Origin of the sequence: Enterobacter cloacae complex sp. P40C2, from assembly GCF_014930695.1 — a bacterium.
GTDB classification, from domain to species: Bacteria; Pseudomonadota; Gammaproteobacteria; order Enterobacterales; family Enterobacteriaceae; genus Enterobacter; species Enterobacter pasteurii.
On the sequence record NZ_JADBRP010000001.1, the window covers coordinates 880,344 to 899,818 of the forward strand.

Sequence of the window (19,475 nt, forward strand, 5' to 3'; positions counted from 1 at the left end):
AGATCAATAATGGACAAGAAAAGGAAAATAGCCTGGCGGGAGAACATCCCCTCAAGCGAGGGGATGGTCGCGAATTAACGCATTTCGATGCGAACGCGCTCGAGATCTTCAGGGGTATCCACGCCAGTGCCGGGCACTTCCCGGGCGACCGCAACGTGAATTTTCTCGCCGTACCACAGTACGCGAAGCTGTTCGAGCATTTCGATATGCTCAAGCGGGCTTGGTGCCCAGGCAACGTAGCGACGAATAAACCCTGCGCGGTAGCCGTAAATGCCAATATGGCGCAGGAAGGTGTCGCCAATCGTCTCTTTCGATTGCGCGAAACGATCGCGATCCCACGGAATGGTGGCGCGGGAGAAATAGAGCGCGTAGCCCTCTGCGTCCATGACCACTTTCACCGCATTTGGATTGAACGCCTCTTCAGCGTGGTGGATCGGCACCGCGAGGGTAGCCATGCCGACCTGACGCTGAGCCAGGTTTTCGGCTACCTGACGGATGATCGCCGCCGGGATCGTCGGCTCATCACCCTGCACGTTCACAATCACCGTCTCGTCGCTAAAGCCGCACTTCTCGACGACTTCCGCCAGACGCTCGGTGCCCGACTGATGGTCGGCGCGGGTCATGCATACTTCCCCCCCCGCGGCCTCAACCGCGCGCGCGACGTCCGGATGATCGGTCGCAATGATAACGCGCCCGGCCCCTGACTCACGCGCCCGTTCAAGGACGTGCACGATCATCGGTTTGCCGTTAATATCCACCAGCGGTTTACCTGGCAGGCGCGTTGAGGCATAACGCGCAGGAATAATGACAACAAAACTCATGGCTTGCTCTCTTCTGCCACCAGGGAACGGGCTTCGTTTTCCAGCAGGACCGGAATACCGTCACGCAGCGGGAACGCCAGGCTGTCCAGTTTGCAAATCAGCTCTTGTTTATCCTGGCTGTAATACAGTTTGCCGTTGCACACCGGGCAGGCAATAATTTCAAGTAAACGGTGATCCATAGTTCCTCCGTATGGGTAATCGCTAAAGCTTATCACATTCCCTTTTCAGAGAGTGTCTGTTTCCCAGCCGCCCAGGCAGGTTGTAAACAGGCCTGCGGGCACGCGGCCCAGCGTAATTTCACCTGCCCCCTGCCAGCGCGCAAATTCACTGAGAGCGGTCGTTAACCCTTTTTCCAGGCCAGCCGTGACCTTTACGCCCTCTTCAAGCCAGAGCGCGATAATTTCCAGAATGCCGGCTTTACGGTGCATTTTGGCATCCATGCGCCCGACAAGCTGCCCTTTGTGCAGCAGCGGCAAAACAAAATAGCCATACTGCCGCCTGGGCGCCGGGGTATAACATTCGAGACGGTAGCTAAAACCAAACAGCTGCTCGGCGCGCTTTCTGTCCCAGACAACCGGGTCAAACGGCGACAGCACGGCACTGTGGGTCGCCTGTAGTTTGCCCTCAAGCGCCTGCGGCAGCAGCGGGACGACATCCGCGTGTAGCCACATTTCACCTAACGTATCTACCGACACCGGAATAACGCGCTGCTCCTGATGCCACTTTTCCAGCAACGGTTTTAGCGCCGGCTGGCGCAGGCGATAGTAATCCGCCAGCCATTGCGGGCGAAATATCCCCAGGCTGCGGGCGCTGTTTTCAAGCATAACGGCTTCGGCTGCTTCCTGAGTAAGCAGGTCGCGAGCATCGTCCCAGTGCGGCATAACGCGGTGCGTGAGGTCATAGACGCGCTGAAAGTTGCGGCGCTCGACAACCATCACCTTGCCCGCCGTAAACAGCCCTTCCAGATGACGCTTGTGCGGCTTCCACTCCCACCAGCCAACGGCTGCTCCTTTTCGCGGGTGTTCAAAATCCGCGGAGCGTACCGGGCCGTTTTCCTGAATATGGGCAATCAGTTGCTCAATTTCAGCCGCGTGTTCCGCCATCCAATCCTGCCGGTATTTCCAGCCCATGCTGTCCGGGGCGAGCATTCGGTGGCGCACCAGCGCAAAATCGCTGCGCGGCAGAAAGCAGGCTTCGTGCGCCCAGTATTCCATCAGTTCGCCCTGGCTCAGCGCATTATCCAGCCATTGCGGTGGGTAGTTTCCCAGGCGGCTGAACAGAACCAGATACGGGCTGCGCGCCACGATGTTAATGGTGTCGATTTGCAGCAACGACATGCGCTGCACGGTAGAGAGGATATCCGCTGGACGCGCGCGGCGGCGGGGCTTTCGCAAAAGCCCCTGCGCGGCGAGATGCAGGTTGCGTGCGGCTGCAAGTGAAAGTTGCGGTAGAGACATGCGTTTTCCTGTCAGTCAAAGCGCCACCGGAACCGCGTTGAAGTTACTGCACTAACGCGAGCAGTTCCTTGAGCAATTGTTCCGGCTGCTCGCCGCTGAGTTCGGCGTCAACCGGCAGGTACCACCAGTTTGCTTTCGCAAAGGCCCGGCATTTTACCGCGTCTTTTTCGGTCATGATCAGCGTCTGCCCGGGCGCGGTCAGCCCTTCGATCGCCTCAGCAACTAACGCCTGGTGATCGGCCAGCGGAACCCGCTTTTCAGGCCGGGCACCGCACTGCTCAAGCGTCGCGAAGAAACGCGGCGGATGGCCAATTCCGGCCATTGCCACCAGATGATCCAGCTGCGCGACGTCTCTGCGTTCGCCGGTCAGCATGTTCACCGCCTGTCCGGGGCGAAGACGCATAGGGATTTCGCCCGCTCTGGCTTCGCCACCGTTAACAATCACGGCATCTACGGTTTTCAGGCGCGACGCCCGCTCACGCATAGGACCGGCTGGCAGCCACCAGCCGTTGCCAAAACGACGAACGCCGTCAATGACCACTATCTCTTTATCACGCGCCAGCGCGTAATGCTGTAAGCCATCATCGGTGATAACGATCTGTACTTTGTGCTCCGCAAGTAGTGCTTTAACCGCATCGCTGCGCACCGGCGAGACCGCAACCGGCACGCCTGTACGCTGGTAGATAAGCACCGGCTCATCGCCGGCTTCGGCGGTTGTCGTGTCAGGTGTCAGCAGCAGTGGATACTGCGCCGCCTTGCCACCGTAACCGCGGGAGACAATACCCGGACGAATACCGCGCTTCTGGAGTTGCTCTACCAGCCAGATCGCAACCGGGGTTTTACCGTTTCCGCCTGCCGTCAGGTTACCCACCACCACCACCGGTACCGGCGCGCGCCAGGCGCGCCTGATCCCGAGGCGGTAAAGCAGGCGAATACCACCGCTCACCAGGCCATACAGCCAGGAGAGCGGGAGGAGCAGCACCCACAGAGGAGATTCACCCGACCAGATGCGTGCAATCATTGACCGAACTGCATTTTATGAAGCTGGGCGTAAACACCGCGCTGTTCCAGCAGATCCATATGGCTGCCGCGTTCAACGATGACGCCGTCTTCCACCACCACGATTTCATCAGCCTGCTCAATTGTAGACAGACGGTGCGCGATAACCAGCGAGGTACGGTTTTTCTGAAGTTCATCCAGCGCCGACTGAATAGCGCGTTCAGATTCGGTATCCAGCGCGGACGTCGCTTCATCAAGGATCAGGATGGGGCTGTTGCGCAGTAGCGCACGGGCAATCGCGATACGCTGACGCTGACCACCGGAAAGCAGTACCCCGTTTTCACCAATGATGGTATCCAGACCATTATCCATCTTGTTGATGAAGTCCATCGCATAGGCCATACGCGCCGCATTCTCAATCTCTTCGCGGCTGTACTCTTCGGTACGGGCATAAGCAATATTATTCGCGACCGTATCGTTAAACAGATGCACGTTCTGCGATACCAGCGCGACCTGGTTACGCAGCGACTGTAGGGTATATTCCCGCAGGTCGTGACCATCGAGCAGGATCTCGCCCTGATCGATATCGTAGAAACGGGTAATCAGGCTGGCAATCGTCGATTTGCCCGAACCGGAACGGCCGACCAGCGCAACGGTTTTACCCGCCGGAATCGACAGGCTAATATCGCGCAGCGCCGCCACTTCGCGGCCTGGATAAGTAAAGGTCACGTTGCGGAACTCAACGTCACCTTTTGCGCGCTCAATCACGCGTGTCCCTTCATCTTTTTCCTGCTCGGAGTCGAGAATGCTGAACAACGTCTGGCAGGCCGCCATCCCGCGCTGGAACTGGGCGTTGACGTTGGTCAGCGATTTCAGCGGACGCATCAGCGCAATCATGGACGAGAACACAACGGTGATGGTACCCGCGGTCAGGGTCTCCATAACGCTTGGGAAACTCGCGGCATACAGAACAAAGGCCAGGGCCAGAGAGGCGATCAGCTGAATAATGGGATCGGAAATCGACGAGGCCGATACCATTTTCATCCCCTGCAGGCGCATTTTGTTGCTGACCTTGTCAAAGCGTTTGGTTTCGACTTCCTGACCGCCGAAAATCAGCACTTCTTTATGGCCTTTCAGCATCTGCTCGGCGCTGGTGGTAACCTGCCCCATCGTGTTCTGCATATTTTTACTGATGCTGCGAAAACGTTTGGACACCACGCGGATCGCGATGGAGACTATTGGTGCCAGCACAATAAGGATGAGCGACAGCTGCCAGCTGTAGTAGAACATCATCGCAAACAGACCGATGATGGATGCGCCTTCACGCACCACGGTAATCAGCGCGCTGGACGACGACGATGCAACCTGCTCGGAATCGTAGGTAATACGAGACAGCAGCGTACCGGTTGACTGTTTGTCGAAGAAAGAGACCGGCATCCCCATCATATGGCTGAACAACCGGCGGCGCATGGTCATCACCACTTTACCGGATACCCAGGAGATGCAGTAGCTTGATACATAGCTGGAGATACCGCGTAAGATCATCAGCCCAATAACCACCAGCGGCATCCATAGCAGCACTGAACGATCCGTTTTACCAAAACCGTCATCCAGTAACGGTTTGAGAAGCGATAACATAAACGTATCGCTGGCCGCGTTGAGGACTAACGCTACGCCCGCCACGAACAAGCCTGCTTTGAAAGGAGCAATCATCGGCCAGAGCCGGCGGAACGTTTGCCACGTGGAGAGATCTTTGTCGTTATGCATTCAAAAAACCAGCATTTGTTGAAATAGCCGCATATTCTACCCGTTATCTACGGGCGCGCCAAACCACTGATGATACCAACGCGGTAAATTGTGCTCGCGTAAGCGGCGAATTTGCCTGCCGTGGTGCGAAAACGTCACGGATATTTGCCCGGACTGCGGGGTATCCAGCCAGAGATAGCCCTCCTTTCGATAGCGCCGAAGCACCTTCACCGACGGGAAACGCCACGCGTTATAGCGGGCCATGGAGGCCAGCGAAATCGCCCCCTCCACGCGCTGAACCAGCGGCGCTGAGGACGAGGTGTTGCTGCCGTGATGCGGCACCTGAATCAGTGTAGACGCAAGCTGACGCCAGCGGTGGCTCAGCATCGCCAGTTCCGCCTGCGCTTCAATATCGCCGGTCAGTAAAACACTCTGCTCGCCGTCATCAATTTTTACCACGCAGGAGCGGTTGTTGCCTTTATCGGCGGTGTTTTGCGGCGGCCAGTGCACGGTGAAGGATAATCCCTGCCACTGCCATCGCTGCCCGCGAAAACAGGGAAGATGCCCGGCCCAGGGTAAGGGACTCCTGACCCACATGGCAGGCCAGGCCGTTCGTAGCGATGTCAGCCCTCCCGCGTGATCGAGGTGCTCATGGCTCAGGATAACCCCTTCCGGCCTCAGATGATGCCAGCGTAGCCAGGGGATAATCAGCTGCTGCGCGCTGTCGCCACCGGGCCATGCCAGACCAGTATCATACAGAATGGCCTTCCCGTTACGCTCAACGACCATTGCCAGCCCCTGCCCCACGTCGAGCATATGCAGCGTCCAGCCGTCGGTTTTTGCCCTGTGCCAGAGCGGAAAGGAAAGCACGATACCGCCTGCCAGACATAGCGCAGGCGCTGTTCGCCAGGCGCGGAATCGCCAGCCAACTATCGCAAGCCATGGCAGCAACGTGAGGTACTGCCAGCGTTCATCAACGTCCTGCCAGCCATCCGGTAGGCGCTTCAGCAGCCAGAAAAGCCCTGCCAGAGACTTATCCGCTGCCAGCCACACGACATTTTCCAGCCCGACCATCGGCAGGAGATGCAGCAGCATACCGAGCAGGATCAGCGGAACAGAGATAAAGGTGACCAGCGGAACCGCAAACAGATTCGCCACCAGCGATGAGAGGCTGAAGCCATGGAAAATGAGTACCTGAAGCGGTAACAACAGCAGCAGCATCCCGACCTGAAGATACAAAAGCGTAGCCAGCGGCCGTATGCGGCGGTCACGCAGCGGTTGCGGGAGTGGCAACCACTGATACCAGAAAATCAGAGCGGCTACCGCAAATGCCGACAACGCGAGGCTCTGCGACAGCACCGCCAGCGGATCGAAAATAAGGATTGCCGCCACGCAGGCAAGCCACACCTGCCAGGGTGACCACTGGCGACCACTCATTCGTAACGCAGCCAGTACCGCAAGTGCCACAACCGTGCGCAGCGCCGGCGGCTGTAAGCCCGTTAACCACGCGTAAAACGCGGCAAAGCACAGTCCTGCCAGCAAGGGGACTGGCCAGCGGATCCAGTGACCCGGCAGGAAAAACTGAATGCCCCGCACCAGTAACCAGACCACGGAGGCCGCCAGGGCAATATGCAGTCCCGAGATTGCCATAAGGTGCATCGTCCCCGTCTCACGCATCAGATTTTTTATCTCCAGTGATACCGACAGGCGCTCCCCCATTCCCAGCCCCAGGATCACGGGCCCCCACTGATACGGCGAAAGTGTAGCCTGTAGCGATCCCAGATAGCGCGCACGCAGGCTACAGCGCTCGTCAACGATCTCCGCATGGGTAAATCGTCCGCTCAGCGTCTGGTGCCGGGCAAAGGCATTTTTCTGCGAATCATAGCCGCCGTCGTTGAGTTCACCGTGTACCGCCCTTAGCCGCAGGGTCATCGCCCAGCGCTGCCCCACGCAGACGCGCTGTGGCAAATAGTTACCATACAGCGCCACTCCCGTTGCACCCCAGATACGCCTACCATTGAGGCTGAGAATTTTCCCCTGGTGCATCGTTGCGCCATCCGTTGCCGTTATCACCACCTCTGCCTGCTGCGGCCCTTTTGTTAAATGGTTCATCGGCCATACGCTCTCGTGTGCCGCCAGCATACCCCAGCAAAAAAAGAGCAACCCTAAGCCTGAAAACGTTAGCCATTTTCTCTGCTGCACGGCCAACGCAACGCCTGCGGCAATCATCATCCAGATAGAGGGCAAACCAGGCAAAGCGGGTAGCCAGTAGAGCGGAATTATGGCCAGAATGGCGCAAATACTGATGACGTGGATCCCCATTTTCACCTCCCTGTTAAAGGCGAGTATGCGGCGAAGCTGGCGCGTCGTCAGACGGAAAAGGCGTGGTTTACGGCGGGCGCTGCAGCGCTTTTAGGCGTTTGCAGAAAACTGAGGAAGATAGTGCGGCGGAGATTCAGAAATGAAGGGATGGGTACAAAAAAAGCACCCTAAGGTGCTTTCTTTAAACTCAGTTCAACCCTGCGGGCTAAACTCAGTTACCGTAAATATTGGCGCGGTCGCGCAGCTCTTTACCCGGCTTAAAGTGCGGAACATACTTACCTTCCAGCTCCACTTTATCGCCAGTCTTCGGGTTACGCCCGGTGCGTGGTGCACGATAGTGCAGAGAAAAACTACCGAAACCGCGGATTTCAATGCGCTCGCCCTGGGCAAGAGTGGTGGCCATATGCTCCAGCATCTCTTTAACGGCATCTTCCACAGCCTTAGCAGGGATATGCGGTTGCTGACTGGCAAGTCTTTCAATCAATTCTGACTTGGTCATGATTCCTCCGGTTCCTTTCAAACCAATTAGCTGAACAGCTCATTAAACAAGGGCGGCCGTAGCCGCCCTTTGTTATTGATTACAGGACGAATCCTGCAATCTGTCAAGTCTGCTCTCCATCCTTCACGCTGTAAATGCGTTACAGCTCAAATGATGGTACAAACCTGAACTTACTCGCCTTTAGCTGCTTTGAAAGCTTCAGCCATTGCGTTGTTAGAGAAGTTTGCATCTTCCTGTTTGTTCACAGTTGCGATTGCATCTTTCTCATCAGCTTCGTCTTTAGCACGAACAGACAGGCTGATTGCACGGTTCTTACGGTCAACGCCGGTGAACTTAGCTTCAACGTCATCGCCAACGCTCAGAACCAGAGTTGCATCTTCAACGCGGTCACGTGAAGCTTCGGAAGCGCGCAGGTAACCTTCAACGCCGTCAGCCAGTTCTACGGTTGCGCCTTTCGCGTCAACTGCAGTCACTTTACCGTTTACGATTGCGCCTTTCTTGTTCAGTGCAACCCAGTTGTTGAACGGATCTTCTGCGAGCTGTTTAACGCCCAGGGAGATACGCTCACGCTCTGCGTCAACCTGCAGAACAACTGCTGCGATTTCGTCGCCTTTTTTGTATTCACGTACTGCTTCTTCGCCTGCAACGTTCCAGGAGATGTCAGACAGGTGAACCAGGCCATCGATGCCGCCGTCCAGGCCGATGAAGATACCGAAGTCAGTGATAGACTTGATTTTACCTTCAACACGGTCGCCCTTGTTGTGGGTTTCCGCGAACTGCTGCCATGGGTTGTTTTTGCACTGCTTCAGGCCCAGGGAGATACGACGACGTTCTTCGTCGATATCCAGAACCATCACTTCCACTACATCACCAACGTTAACAACTTTGGATGGGTGGATGTTTTTGTTGGTCCAGTCCATTTCGGAAACGTGCACCAGGCCTTCAACGCCTTCTTCGATTTCAACGAAGCAGCCGTAGTCAGTCAGGTTAGTAACGCGACCAGTCAGTTTAGTACCTTCTGGGTAACGCTTAGCGATAGCTACCCATGGATCTTCGCCCAGCTGTTTCAGGCCGAGGGATACACGAGTACGCTCGCGGTCGAACTTCAGCACTTTAACAGTGATTTCGTCGCCCACGTTCACGATTTCGCTTGGGTGCTTAACGCGTTTCCACGCCATGTCGGTGATGTGCAGCAGGCCATCAACGCCGCCCAGGTCAACGAATGCGCCGTAGTCAGTGAGGTTCTTAACGATACCTTTGACTTCCATGCCTTCCTGCAGGTTTTCCAGCAGCTGATCGCGTTCTGCGCTGTTTTCGGATTCGATAACGGCACGACGGGAAACAACAACGTTGTTACGCTTCTGGTCCAGCTTGATTACTTTGAACTCAAGCTCTTTGCCTTCGAGGTGCAGGGTGTCACGGACTGGACGAACGTCTACCAGTGAACCTGGCAGGAACGCACGAATACCATTCAGCTCAACAGTGAAGCCACCTTTAACTTTGCCGTTGATAACACCGACCACAGTTTCAGCTTCTTCGTAAGCTTTCTCCAGCGTGATCCATGCTTCGTGACGTTTAGCTTTCTCACGAGACAGCAGGGTTTCGCCGAAGCCGTCTTCTACTGCGTCCAGAGCAACGTCAACTTCGTCACCAACCTGGATTTCCAGCTCGCCCTGGGCGTTTTTGAACTGCTCAGCCGGGATGGCAGACTCAGATTTCAGACCGGCGTCAACCAGTACTACGTCTTTGTCGATAGCAACAACAACACCACGAACGATGGAACCCGGACGGGTTTCGATTTCTTTTAAGGATTCTTCAAACAGTTGAGCAAAAGATTCAGTCATGTTTAATCTTCAGGTTAATATTAACGTCCACCTGGCTCCGTGCCGGATGGGGTTGTTTCACATACCCGCCGTCAATCCATTGCAGCGGGGGTACTGCTAAATCGGTCGCAATTACGCGAGTGCCAGTTTTTGGCGCGCATATTGTAGCGCTTTTTCAATCACTTGCTCAATAGTTAAACTGGTTGAATCCAGCACTAATGCATCTTCTGCAGGAACAAGTGGAGCGACGGCGCGGTTACGATCGCGGTCATCGCGCTCTTTTATCTCGGATAAAAGGCGATCAAAGTTAACACTAAACCCCTTTTCCTGCAACTGAAGCATGCGGCGTTGAGCACGTTCTTCCGAAGAGGCGTCAAGGAAAATTTTCACTGGCGCATCAGGGAATACCACGGTTCCCATGTCGCGTCCGTCGGCGATAAGCCCGGGGGCTTCACGAAAACCGCGCTGACGACGTAACAGCGCCTCGCGAACGCGTGGGAATGCCGCGACCTGAGAGGCCGCGTTAGCCACTTCCTGCGTACGGATTTCACCGCTGACATCTTCCCCTTCCAGGATCACTTCGAGGTTGCCATCGGTAGAGACAAAGCGCACATCCAGATGCGCGGCCAGCGGCACCAGCGCTTCTTCAGAGGCAACATCCACATGATGATGCAGCGCAGCCAGAGCCAGCACGCGATAGATTGCTCCCGAATCTAAAAGATGCCATTGCAATGCTTCCGCCATCGCTTTGCACAGAGTACCTTTCCCTGCGCCACTTGGCCCATCAATGGTGATTACCGGGGCAACTGCCGTCATCTTTTTCTCCTTAATTAAGGCATACCGTTAACGTGAACGCCGCGCATTATACGCGCCAACGTGCGCAACTGTTACCTTTGCGTGTAAATTCCGGAATGATTGAAGCAGAGTGTAGAAGAAATGGGCGAAGATGACCGTCAGAAAGCGTAAGGAAATGCCGCATCGGGCGATGCGGCAGGTATTCATCAGGCAAGCGTGCTAATGCGCGCCAGCTGTTCGAAGTAGTCCGGGAAGGTTTTCGCCGTGCACTTCGGGTCAAGGATGGTGACTGGCGTATCTGAAAGCGCCACCAGCGAGAAACACATCGCCATACGGTGATCGTTGTAGGTGCCAATTTCCGCAAACTGGAGTTTCGCCGGCGGCGTGACGCGAATGTAATCTTCGCCCTCTTCCACTTCGGCACCCACTTTACGCAGCTCGGTGGCCATCGCGAACAGGCGGTCGGTCTCTTTTACGCGCCAGTTATAGATGTTACGCAGCGTCGTGGTGCCTTTCGCAAACAGCGCTGCGGTGGCGATGGTCATTGCCGCATCAGGAATATGGTTCATGTCCATGTCGATGGCGTTCAGCTCGCCGCGCGTACAGGAGATGAAGTCATCGCCCCAGGTAACAACCGCGCCCATTTTTTCCAGCACGTCAGCAAAACGGATATCGCCCTGCACGCTGTTGCGGCCAATGCCGGTCACCCTGACGGTGCCGCCTTTGATCGCGCCCGCAGCCAGGAAGTAAGAAGCCGACGACGCGTCGCCTTCTACAAGATAATTGCCCGGAGACTGATACTGCTGCGCTCCGCGCACCACAAAGCGCTGATAAGACTGGTTTTCCACCTCAACACCAAAGGTTTTCATCAGGTGCAGCGTGATATCAATGTACGGCTTAGAGACCAGGTCGCCTTTAATGCTAATGACGGTATCCTGTGGTGCCAGCGGTGCGGTCATCAGCAGTGCCGTCAGGAACTGGCTGGAGACGCTACCGTCCACCTCAACATTACCGCCAGTGAAACCACCGCGCAGACGCAGTGGCGGGTAGTTTTCCTGCTCAAGATAATCAATTTGCGCGCCGCCCTGACGCAGGGCATCCACCAGATGGCCGATCGGGCGCTCTTTCATGCGCGGCTCGCCGGTCAGCACAATATCGTTGCTTCCCAGGCACAAGACCGCCGCCAGCGGGCGCATTGCCGTACCGGCATTCCCCAGGAATAGCTCCAGCGCCTCAGCAGAACGTAACGCACCGCCGTTACCGGTGACTTCACAACGGGTACGATCCTCAGACAGCGTGTAATGAACTCCCAACGCTTTCAGCGCATTGAGCATATGGCGCACGTCATCGCTGTCCAGCAGGTTGGTGAGGACAGTGGTACCGTTTGCCAGAGCTGCCAGCAGCAGAGCGCGGTTCGAGACACTTTTTGAACCAGGCAGATTAATGGTGCCATCTACCCGCGCGATAGGTTGTAACGTCAGGGATTCCATGAAACTCAACTCTCAACTCAACATAATAAAAACCCCGCAGCAAAACTGCGGGGGTGAAAAAAACAGCCAGTTAACCGTGACGACGCTCGAAGTCGATCATGAAATCAGTCAGGGCCTTAACGCCTTCCAGCGGCATGGCGTTATAGATAGAGGCACGCATACCGCCCACTACACGGTGACCTTTCAGCGCGTGCAGGCCCGCGGCGAACGACTCTTCCAGGAACACGCTGTCCAGGTTACTGTCCGCCAGCTGGAACGGCACGTTCATACGTGAACGGTTAGCTTTGGCCACGTCGTTACGGTAGAAATCGCTCTTGTCGATCGCGCCGTACAGCAGTTCGGCTTTCTGCTGATTAATCTTATCCATCTCCGCCACGCCGCCTTTTTGCTTCAGCCATTTGAAGACCAGGCCGGAAAGATACCAGGCAAACGTGGGTGGGGTGTTGAACATAGAGTCGTTATCGTTCAGGACGGTGTAGTCCAGAATCGACGGGCAGGACTTATGGGCTTTGCCCAGCAGGTCTTCACGCACGATGACGATGGTCAGGCCCGCGGGGCCGATATTTTTCTGCGCACCCGCGTAGATCACACCGTAGCGGCTGACGTCCAGCGGCGTGGAGAGAATGGTGGAGGAGAAGTCCGCGGTCACAACCACGTTTTCGCCAAAGTCTGGCTCTTCGTGAATGGCGATGCCGTCAATGGTTTCGTTCGGGCAGTAGTGGAGATACGCCGCGTTGTCAGAAAGCTGCCATTCGCTCATCGGCTTCACGGCGCGCAGCCCGTCAACGGTCACTTTGGCATCGATAACGTTCGGCGTGCAGTATTTATGCGCTTCTTTTACCGCACTGGCTGCCCAGTAGCCGGCATCAACGTAGTCAGCGGTGGTTTTGTCGCCCAGCAGGTTGAGCGGGATGCCCGCAAACTGGCCGCGTCCACCGCCGTGACAGAACAATACTTTGTAGTTCGAGGGAATGTTCAGCAGATCGCGAAAATCCTTTTCTGCCTCTTCCGCCACCTGGATAAACGCTTTACCACGGTGGCTGATTTCCATCACCGACGTACCCAGACCGTTCCAGTCACAAAGTTCCCGTTGAGCCTGTTTGAGTACGTCTGCCGGTAACATTGCCGGACCTGAACTGAAATTAAAGACTTGAGCCATTTCCCCTCACCACGCTAAATGCCATAAGTTATAACTGTGGATATCGGTTTTATCATTCAGTGACACGCGCCGCAATGTCTAAAACTTATGGCCGGAGAAATGTGCCCCTCGTCACACAAAACAATCTGCCGTACCGTTGTCACAAAACCGACAAAACCGCTGTCAGATGATGCGTTTAGCCCGGCTAACCTTCGTCCATTCTGGATTCGCACAGCGGGGACATAATTGATGAGCGCCGGCCTGCATGACCACCACGTGGCTGCATTTTATGCAGGCATACTCCCCCGCTTCAGGCACGGTCTTGTACCGTTCAATGAGCATATCCGGCAGGATGCACAGCCCAGGCTTCACTTCCTCGTCGGGGTAGTAGTAGACGCTGATTTGACCGTTCGTTTCCATAATTGCCAGACGCACCTGGCCCAGCTGTTCAACGCTGCTTATGCGAAGCTCCATAAAGAACTCAAACTCCGTCATATTGGCGCGTTGCACATTCTCCCAGGCCAGCTGTCCGTCTTCGACAATAACCACCGGTTTCCCTTCGAACAGATCCTCCAGCTTTTCGCTTTTCGACATAAGCCACATGACCAGACGGTACAGCAGCGCAAGCGTTACGAAGACAATAAAGACCGGCACCATCGGCACATCGTCATAAAAGGCAACATCCCCTGCCGCCGACCCCAGCGTCAGGATGATCAGCACCTCAAACAGCGACATCTGGCGAACGCCGCGACGGCCGGTGATTTTCAGAAACAGGAAGACAAGCACAAAGGTGTACAGGCTGCGCAGCGCCACTTCCCCTAAAAACTCTGGTGGGACTTTATCAAACGCCATCCGCTGGAGATCAAATGCTTTCATTTTTCTATGCCTTAACAGTAGGTTACTGTCTATAAGCATAGCTCAGCCATTTATTTTCGCCGGAGATAGCACCCGTCACGCAAAACCCGTATCATTGCGCGCTTTACGTACGATAAAAGTGAACGCCATGACTCAAACGTTTATCCCCGGCAAAGACGCCGCTCTGGAAGATTCCATCGCTCGCTTCCAGCAGAAACTGACCGACCTGGGCTTTAATATCGAAGAAGCCTCCTGGCTGAACCCGGTGCCTCACGTCTGGTCTGTGCACATTCGCGACAAAGACTGCGCGCTGTGCTTTACCAACGGTAAAGGCGCAACCAAAAAAGCGGCGCTGGCCTCTGCGCTGGGCGAGTATTTTGAACGTCTGTCGACCAACTACTTTTTCGCCGACTTCTGGCTGGGCGATACCATCGCCAACGGCCCGTTCGTTCACTATCCGAATGAAAAATGGTTCCCGCTGACTGAAGACGACGAACTGCCGGAAGGCATTCTTGATGCCCCCCTGCGCGCGTTCTACGATCCGGAAAACGAACTGACCGCCAGCATGCTGATCGATTTACAGTCCGGCAATGAAGACCGCGGGATCTGTGCCCTGCCGTTCACCCGCCAGTCTGATGAGCAGACCGTTTATATTCCGATGAACATCGTCGGCAACCTGTATGTGTCGAACGGCATGTCGGCCGGTAACACCCGCAACGAAGCGCGCGTGCAGGGATTATCTGAAGTCTTCGAACGTCACATCAAAAATCGCATTATTGCTGAATCCATCAGCCTGCCGGAGATCCCGGCTGACGTGCTGGCGCGCTACCCGGGCGTGGTGGAATCCATCGCTAAACTGGAAGCGGAAGGTTTCCCTATCTTTGCCTATGACGGTTCACTGGGCGGCAAATATCCGGTTATCTGCGTCGTGCTGTTCAACCCGGCAAACGGTACCTGCTTTGCCTCTTTCGGCGCGCATCCGGACTTTGGCGTGGCGCTGGAGCGTACCGTCACCGAACTGCTGCAGGGTCGTAGCCTGAAGGATCTCGACGTGTTCACCCCGCCAACCTTTGACGATGAAGAAGTGGCCGAGCATACCAACCTCGAAACCCACTTCATCGACTCCAGCGGTTTGATTTCGTGGGATATGTTCAAGCAGGATGCAGACTATCCGTTCGTGGACTGGAGCTTTGCCGGTACCACGGAAGAAGAGTTCGCCACGCTGATGGCGATCTTCAACACCGAAGATCGCGAAGTCTACATTGCCGACTATGAACACCTGGGCGTTTACGCGTGCCGTATTATCGTGCCGGGCATGTCCGACATCTATCCGGCAGAAGATCTGTGGCTGGCAAACAACAGCATGGGTGCGCACTTGCGCGAAACCCTGCTGGCCCTGCCGGGCAGCGAGTGGGATAAAAAGGATTATCTGAACCTGATCGCCCAACTGGACGAAGAAGGCCACGATGATTTCACCCGCGTGCGCGAGCTGCTGGGTCTGGCAACCGGTAAGGATAACGGCTGGTACACGCTGCGCATCGGCGAACTGAAGGCGATGCTGGCGCTGGCGGGCGGCGATCTGGATCAGGCCCTGGCCTGGACAGAATGGACGATGGAATTTAACCAGTCGGTCTTCTCTGCCGAGCGCACTAACTATTACCGTTGCCTGCAAACGTTGCTTCTGCTGTCTCAGGAAGACGGCCGTGAACCACTGCAGTACCTGAATGCGTTTGTGCGTATGTACGGTGCAGACGCCGTTGAAGCCGCCAGCGCCGCGCTGAGCGGTGAAGCGCCATTCTATGGCCTGCAGGCGGTAGACAGCGATCTGAAGGCCTTCCCGGCACATCAGTCTCTGCTCAACGCCTATGAAAAATTACAGAAGGCAAAAGCCGCTTACTGGTCAAAATAAGCGCATATAACATTAATGGCAGTAGGCGTATTCACTCGCCTGAGCTATATTACGGGGCAATTTCATTGCCCCTTTTTTTTATTTTTTCACGCAATGACGTTTGATTGTAATAATTAAGTTAACTACGGGTAAATATAATAATACTTACCTGCGTTTTACTGTTACTTATTATGGCAAATACTCCATTTTAATTAACTGTTTTAAGGGAGGTGGACTGAAAAAATTCAACTCTTTTCATAACTTTTAAAATTTATTTTTATAAGGATAATCAAATACTTACTCCGCTTTTGCTGTAAAACCATACACACTGCGGGCCTATAAGCCAGGCGAGATATGATCTATATCAATTTCTCTTCTATAATGCTTTGTTAGTATCTCGTCGCCGACTTAATAAAGAGAGAGTTAGTGTGAAAGCTGACAACCCTTTTGATCTATTACTCCCCGCTGCGATGGCGAAAGTTGCCGAAGAAGCGGGTGTCTATAAAGCAACGAAACATCCGATGAAGACGTTCTATCTGGCGATCACGGCTGGTGTGTTCATCTCTATCGCTTTCGTCTTCTATATCACCGCTACCACCGGTACTGCCGCAATGCCTTACGGCATAGCCAAACTGATTGGCGGCATCTGCTTCTCGCTGGGTTTGATTCTTTGCGTCATCTGCGGCGCCGATCTCTTCACCTCAACGGTGTTGATTGTTGTGGCGAAAGCCAGCGGAAGGATCACCTGGGGTCAACTGGCGCGCAACTGGCTTAACGTCTACGTTGGTAACCTGATTGGCTGTCTGCTCTTTGTTCTGTTGATGTGGCTTTCTGGCGAGTACATGACCGCCAACGGCGGCTGGGGGCTTAACGTTCTGCAAACCGCTGACCACAAAATGCACCATACATTTATCGAAGCCGTTGCTCTCGGCATCCTTGCTAACCTGATGGTCTGCCTGGCGGTGTGGATGAGCTACTCTGGTCGTAGCCTGATGGATAAAGCCATGATTATGGTTCTGCCGGTTGCGATGTTTGTTGCCAGCGGCTTTGAGCACAGTATTGCGAATATGTTCATGATCCCGATGGGGATTGTTATCCGCAACTTTGCAAGCCCGGAGTTCTGGACTGCTGTTGGTTCAACCCCGGAAAGTTTCTCTCACCTGACTATTATGAATTTCATTACCGATAACCTGATCCCCGTCACTATCGGGAACATTATCGGTGGGGGTCTGTTAGTTGGGTTGACATACTGGGTCATTTACCTGCGTGGCGGCGACCATCATTGATGGTTGTCTCAGGCAGTAAATAAAAAATCCACTTAAGAAGGTAGGTGTTACATGTCCGAGCTTAATGAAAAGTTAGCCACAGCCTGGGAAGGTTTTACAAAAGGTGACTGGCAGAATGAAGTAAACGTCCGTGACTTCATTCAGAAAAACTATACCCCGTATGAAGGTGACGAATCCTTCCTGGCTGGTGCAACTGACGCAACCACCAAGCTGTGGGACAGCGTAATGGAAGGCGTTAAACTGGAAAACCGCACTCACGCGCCAGTTGATTTTGACACCTCCGTTGCTTCCACCATCACTTCTCACGATGCTGGCTACATCAACAAAGCCCTTGAGAAAATCGTTGGTCTGCAAACTGAAGCACCACTGAAACGCGCAATCATCCCGTTCGGTGGTATCAAAATGGTTGAAGGTTCCTGCAAAGCGTATAACCGCGAGCTGGACCCAATGCTGAAAAAAATCTTCACCGAATACCGCAAAACCCACAACCAGGGTGTATTCGATGTTTACACCAAAGACATTCTGAACTGCCGTAAATCTGGCGTTCTGACTGGTCTGCCAGATGCATATGGCCGTGGCCGTATCATCGGTGACTACCGTCGCGTTGCGCTGTACGGTATCGACTTCCTGATGAAAGACAAATACGCGCAGTTCGTCTCCCTGCAGTCCGATCTGGAAAACGGCGTAAACCTGGAAGCGACTATCCGTCTGCGTGAAGAGATCGCTGAACAGCACCGCGCGCTGGGTCAGATCAAAGAGATGGCGGCTAAATACGGCTGCGATATCTCCGGTCCGGCTACCAACGCTCAGGAAGCTATCCAGTGGACCTACTTCGGCTACCTGGCCGCGGTTAAGTCTCAGAACGGTGCAGCGATGTCCTTCGGTCGCGTATCCACCTTCCTGGATGCGTACATCGAACGTGACCTGAAAGCAGGTAAAATCACCGAGCAAGACGCTCAGGAAATGATTGACCACCTGGTCATGAAACTGCGTATGGTTCGCTTCCTGCGTACCCCAGAATATGATGAGCTGTTCTCTGGTGACCCAATCTGGGCAACAGAATCTATCGGTGGTATGGGCGTAGATGGCCGTACTCTGGTAACCAAAAACAGCTTCCGCTTCCTGAACACCCTGTACACCATGGGTCCTTCTCCGGAGCCGAACATCACCGTTCTGTGGTCTGAAAAACTGCCTCTGAACTTCAAGAAATTCGCCGCTAAAGTGTCCATCGACACCTCTTCTCTGCAGTACGAGAACGATGACCTGATGCGTCCTGACTTCAACAACGATGACTACGCTATCGCTTGCTGCGTAAGCCCAATGGTTGTTGGTAAACAAATGCAGTTCTTCGGTGCGCGTGCAAACCTGGCGAAAACCATGCTGTACGCAATCAACGGCGGCGTTGATGAAAAACTGAAAATGCAGGTTGGTCCTAAGTCTGAGCCAATCAAAGGCGACGTGCTGAACTATGACGAAGTTATGGATCGCATGGACCACTTCATGGACTGGCTGGCTAAGCAGTACGTGACCGCGCTGAACGTTATCCACTACATGCACGACAAGTACAGCTACGAAGCTTCTCTGATGGCGCTGCACGACCGTGACGTTGTTCGCACCATGGCATGCGGTATCGCAGGTCTGTCCGTTGCGGCTGACTCCCTGTCCGCAATCAAATATGCGAAAGTTAAACCAATTCGTGACGAAGATGGTCTGGCTATCGACTTCGAAATCGAAGGCGAATATCCGCAGTTTGGTAACAACGACGCTCGCGTTGATGACATGGCGGTTGACCTGGTAGAACGTTTCATGAAGAAAATTCAGAAACTCACTACCTACCGTAACGCTATCCCGACTCAGTCTGTTCTGACCATCACCTCTAACGTTGTGTATGGTAAGAAAACCGGTAACACCCCAGACGGTCGTCGTGCTGGCGCGCCATTTGGCCCAGGTGCTAACCCAATGCACGGTCGTGACCAGAAAGGTGCTGTTGCCTCTCTGACCTCCGTTGCTAAACTGCCGTTTGCTTACGCGAAGGATGGTATCTCTTACACCTTCTCTATCGTGCCAAACGCGCTGGGTAAAGATGACGAAGTACGTAAAACTAACCTCGCGGGTCTGATGGATGGTTACTTCCACCACGAAGCGTCCATCGAAGGTGGTCAGCACCTGAACGTGAACGTAATGAACCGTGAAATGCTGCTCGACGCAATGGAACATCCTGAGAAATATCCTCAGCTGACCATCCGCGTATCTGGCTACGCAGTACGTTTTAACTCCCTGACTAAAGAACAGCAGCAGGACGTTATCACCCGTACTTTCACTCAGTCCATGTAACTGGAATTGACTGAAATCACGC

Annotated in this window: 15 protein-coding genes; 3 read left to right on the forward strand and 12 right to left on the reverse strand. The window is 54.5% G+C overall.

The features are described 5' to 3' along the window. Nucleotides 1–74: 74 nt before the first annotated feature. From kdsB to IM304_RS04330, 12 genes are all read right to left on the reverse strand, one after another. On the reverse strand, nucleotides 75–821 hold the full coding sequence (kdsB, locus tag IM304_RS04275; RefSeq protein ID WP_193356375.1) for a 3-deoxy-manno-octulosonate cytidylyltransferase: 747 nt from the start codon (nucleotides 819–821) through the stop codon (nucleotides 75–77). Further along, nucleotides 818–1,000: a protein YcaR gene (gene ycaR, locus IM304_RS04280; RefSeq protein ID WP_006174474.1), complete on the reverse strand. Its 183-nt coding sequence runs from the start codon at nucleotides 998–1,000 to the stop codon at nucleotides 818–820. The genes kdsB and ycaR overlap by 4 nt, the downstream gene beginning before the upstream one ends. Nucleotides 1,001–1,045: 45 nt before the next feature. Continuing rightward, nucleotides 1,046–2,278, reverse strand: coding sequence for a winged helix-turn-helix domain-containing protein (locus IM304_RS04285; RefSeq protein WP_193356376.1), 1,233 nt, complete (start codon nucleotides 2,276–2,278; stop codon nucleotides 1,046–1,048). 43 nt (nucleotides 2,279–2,321) lie between these two features. Continuing rightward, complete coding sequence (gene lpxK / locus IM304_RS04290) at nucleotides 2,322–3,299, reverse strand: tetraacyldisaccharide 4'-kinase (RefSeq protein WP_193356377.1); 978 nt, start codon at nucleotides 3,297–3,299, stop codon at nucleotides 2,322–2,324. Beyond that, entirely contained in the window at nucleotides 3,296–5,044 is a 1,749-nt protein-coding gene (gene msbA / locus IM304_RS04295) for a lipid A ABC transporter ATP-binding protein/permease MsbA (protein ID WP_176610724.1), read from the reverse strand. Before msbA ends, lpxK begins: the two co-directional genes overlap by 4 nt. Before the next feature lie 36 nt (nucleotides 5,045–5,080). Next, nucleotides 5,081–7,345 (reverse strand): ComEC family protein, encoded by a 2,265-nt coding sequence (locus IM304_RS04300; RefSeq protein WP_193356378.1) that lies wholly within the window; start codon nucleotides 7,343–7,345, stop codon nucleotides 5,081–5,083. Nucleotides 7,346–7,556: 211 nt separating this feature from the next. Then, nucleotides 7,557–7,844: an integration host factor subunit beta gene (ihfB, locus tag IM304_RS04305; protein ID WP_003858233.1), complete on the reverse strand. Its 288-nt coding sequence runs from the start codon at nucleotides 7,842–7,844 to the stop codon at nucleotides 7,557–7,559. Nucleotides 7,845–8,014: 170 nt separating this feature from the next. After that, a complete protein-coding gene (gene rpsA / locus IM304_RS04310) occupies nucleotides 8,015–9,688 on the reverse strand; it encodes a 30S ribosomal protein S1 (RefSeq protein WP_003858235.1) in 1,674 nt (557 codons plus the stop codon). Between the two features lie 111 nt (nucleotides 9,689–9,799). Further along, entirely contained in the window at nucleotides 9,800–10,483 is a 684-nt protein-coding gene (cmk, locus tag IM304_RS04315) for a (d)CMP kinase (RefSeq protein WP_152084089.1), read from the reverse strand. Nucleotides 10,484–10,668: 185 nt separating this feature from the next. Continuing rightward, a complete protein-coding gene (gene aroA, locus IM304_RS04320) occupies nucleotides 10,669–11,952 on the reverse strand; it encodes a 3-phosphoshikimate 1-carboxyvinyltransferase (protein ID WP_193356379.1) in 1,284 nt (427 codons plus the stop codon). A 70-nt stretch (nucleotides 11,953–12,022) separates the two neighbouring features. Next, nucleotides 12,023–13,111, reverse strand: coding sequence for a 3-phosphoserine/phosphohydroxythreonine transaminase (gene serC, locus IM304_RS04325; RefSeq protein WP_193356380.1), 1,089 nt, complete (start codon nucleotides 13,109–13,111; stop codon nucleotides 12,023–12,025). Nucleotides 13,112–13,273: 162 nt separating this feature from the next. Next, complete coding sequence (locus IM304_RS04330) at nucleotides 13,274–13,966, reverse strand: DUF421 domain-containing protein (protein WP_193356381.1); 693 nt, start codon at nucleotides 13,964–13,966, stop codon at nucleotides 13,274–13,276. Nucleotides 13,967–14,093: 127 nt separating this feature from the next. On the opposite strand from IM304_RS04330, the gene ycaO reads away from it, so the two are divergent. The 3 genes from ycaO to pflB all read left to right on the forward strand — a co-directional run bounded on the left by ycaO (nucleotide 14,094) and on the right by pflB (nucleotide 19,453). Continuing rightward, nucleotides 14,094–15,854 carry a 30S ribosomal protein S12 methylthiotransferase accessory factor YcaO gene (ycaO, locus tag IM304_RS04335; protein WP_193356382.1) on the forward strand — a complete coding sequence of 587 codons (1,761 nt, stop codon included), beginning with the start codon at nucleotides 14,094–14,096 and terminating at the stop codon, nucleotides 15,852–15,854. Between the two features lie 407 nt (nucleotides 15,855–16,261). Further along, nucleotides 16,262–17,119: a formate transporter FocA gene (gene focA, locus IM304_RS04340; RefSeq protein WP_176610729.1), complete on the forward strand. Its 858-nt coding sequence runs from the start codon at nucleotides 16,262–16,264 to the stop codon at nucleotides 17,117–17,119. Between the two features lie 51 nt (nucleotides 17,120–17,170). Further along, nucleotides 17,171–19,453, forward strand: coding sequence for a formate C-acetyltransferase (pflB, locus tag IM304_RS04345; protein ID WP_003858247.1), 2,283 nt, complete (start codon nucleotides 17,171–17,173; stop codon nucleotides 19,451–19,453). Nucleotides 19,454–19,475 lie beyond the last annotated feature (22 nt).

Coding starts and splice junctions, on each gene's coding strand:
- IM304_RS04330 (WP_193356381.1), bottom strand. CDS start 13,966: ATGAAAGCATTTGATCTCCAGCGGATGGCGTTTGATAAAGTCCCACCA.
- IM304_RS04285 (WP_193356376.1), bottom strand. CDS start 2,278: ATGTCTCTACCGCAACTTTCACTTGCAGCCGCACGCAACCTGCATCTC.
- IM304_RS04300 (WP_193356378.1), bottom strand. CDS start 7,345: ATGGGGATCCACGTCATCAGTATTTGCGCCATTCTGGCCATAATTCCG.
- ycaR (WP_006174474.1), bottom strand. CDS start 1,000: ATGGATCACCGTTTACTTGAAATTATTGCCTGCCCGGTGTGCAACGGC.
- ycaO (WP_193356382.1), top strand. CDS start 14,094: ATGACTCAAACGTTTATCCCCGGCAAAGACGCCGCTCTGGAAGATTCC.
- serC (WP_193356380.1), bottom strand. CDS start 13,111: ATGGCTCAAGTCTTTAATTTCAGTTCAGGTCCGGCAATGTTACCGGCA.
- rpsA (WP_003858235.1), bottom strand. CDS start 9,688: ATGACTGAATCTTTTGCTCAACTGTTTGAAGAATCCTTAAAAGAAATC.
- aroA (WP_193356379.1), bottom strand. CDS start 11,952: ATGGAATCCCTGACGTTACAACCTATCGCGCGGGTAGATGGCACCATT.
- ihfB (WP_003858233.1), bottom strand. CDS start 7,844: ATGACCAAGTCAGAATTGATTGAAAGACTTGCCAGTCAGCAACCGCAT.
- kdsB (WP_193356375.1), bottom strand. CDS start 821: ATGAGTTTTGTTGTCATTATTCCTGCGCGTTATGCCTCAACGCGCCTG.
- cmk (WP_152084089.1), bottom strand. CDS start 10,483: ATGACGGCAGTTGCCCCGGTAATCACCATTGATGGGCCAAGTGGCGCA.
- pflB (WP_003858247.1), top strand. CDS start 17,171: ATGTCCGAGCTTAATGAAAAGTTAGCCACAGCCTGGGAAGGTTTTACA.
- msbA (WP_176610724.1), bottom strand. CDS start 5,044: ATGCATAACGACAAAGATCTCTCCACGTGGCAAACGTTCCGCCGGCTC.
- lpxK (WP_193356377.1), bottom strand. CDS start 3,299: ATGATTGCACGCATCTGGTCGGGTGAATCTCCTCTGTGGGTGCTGCTC.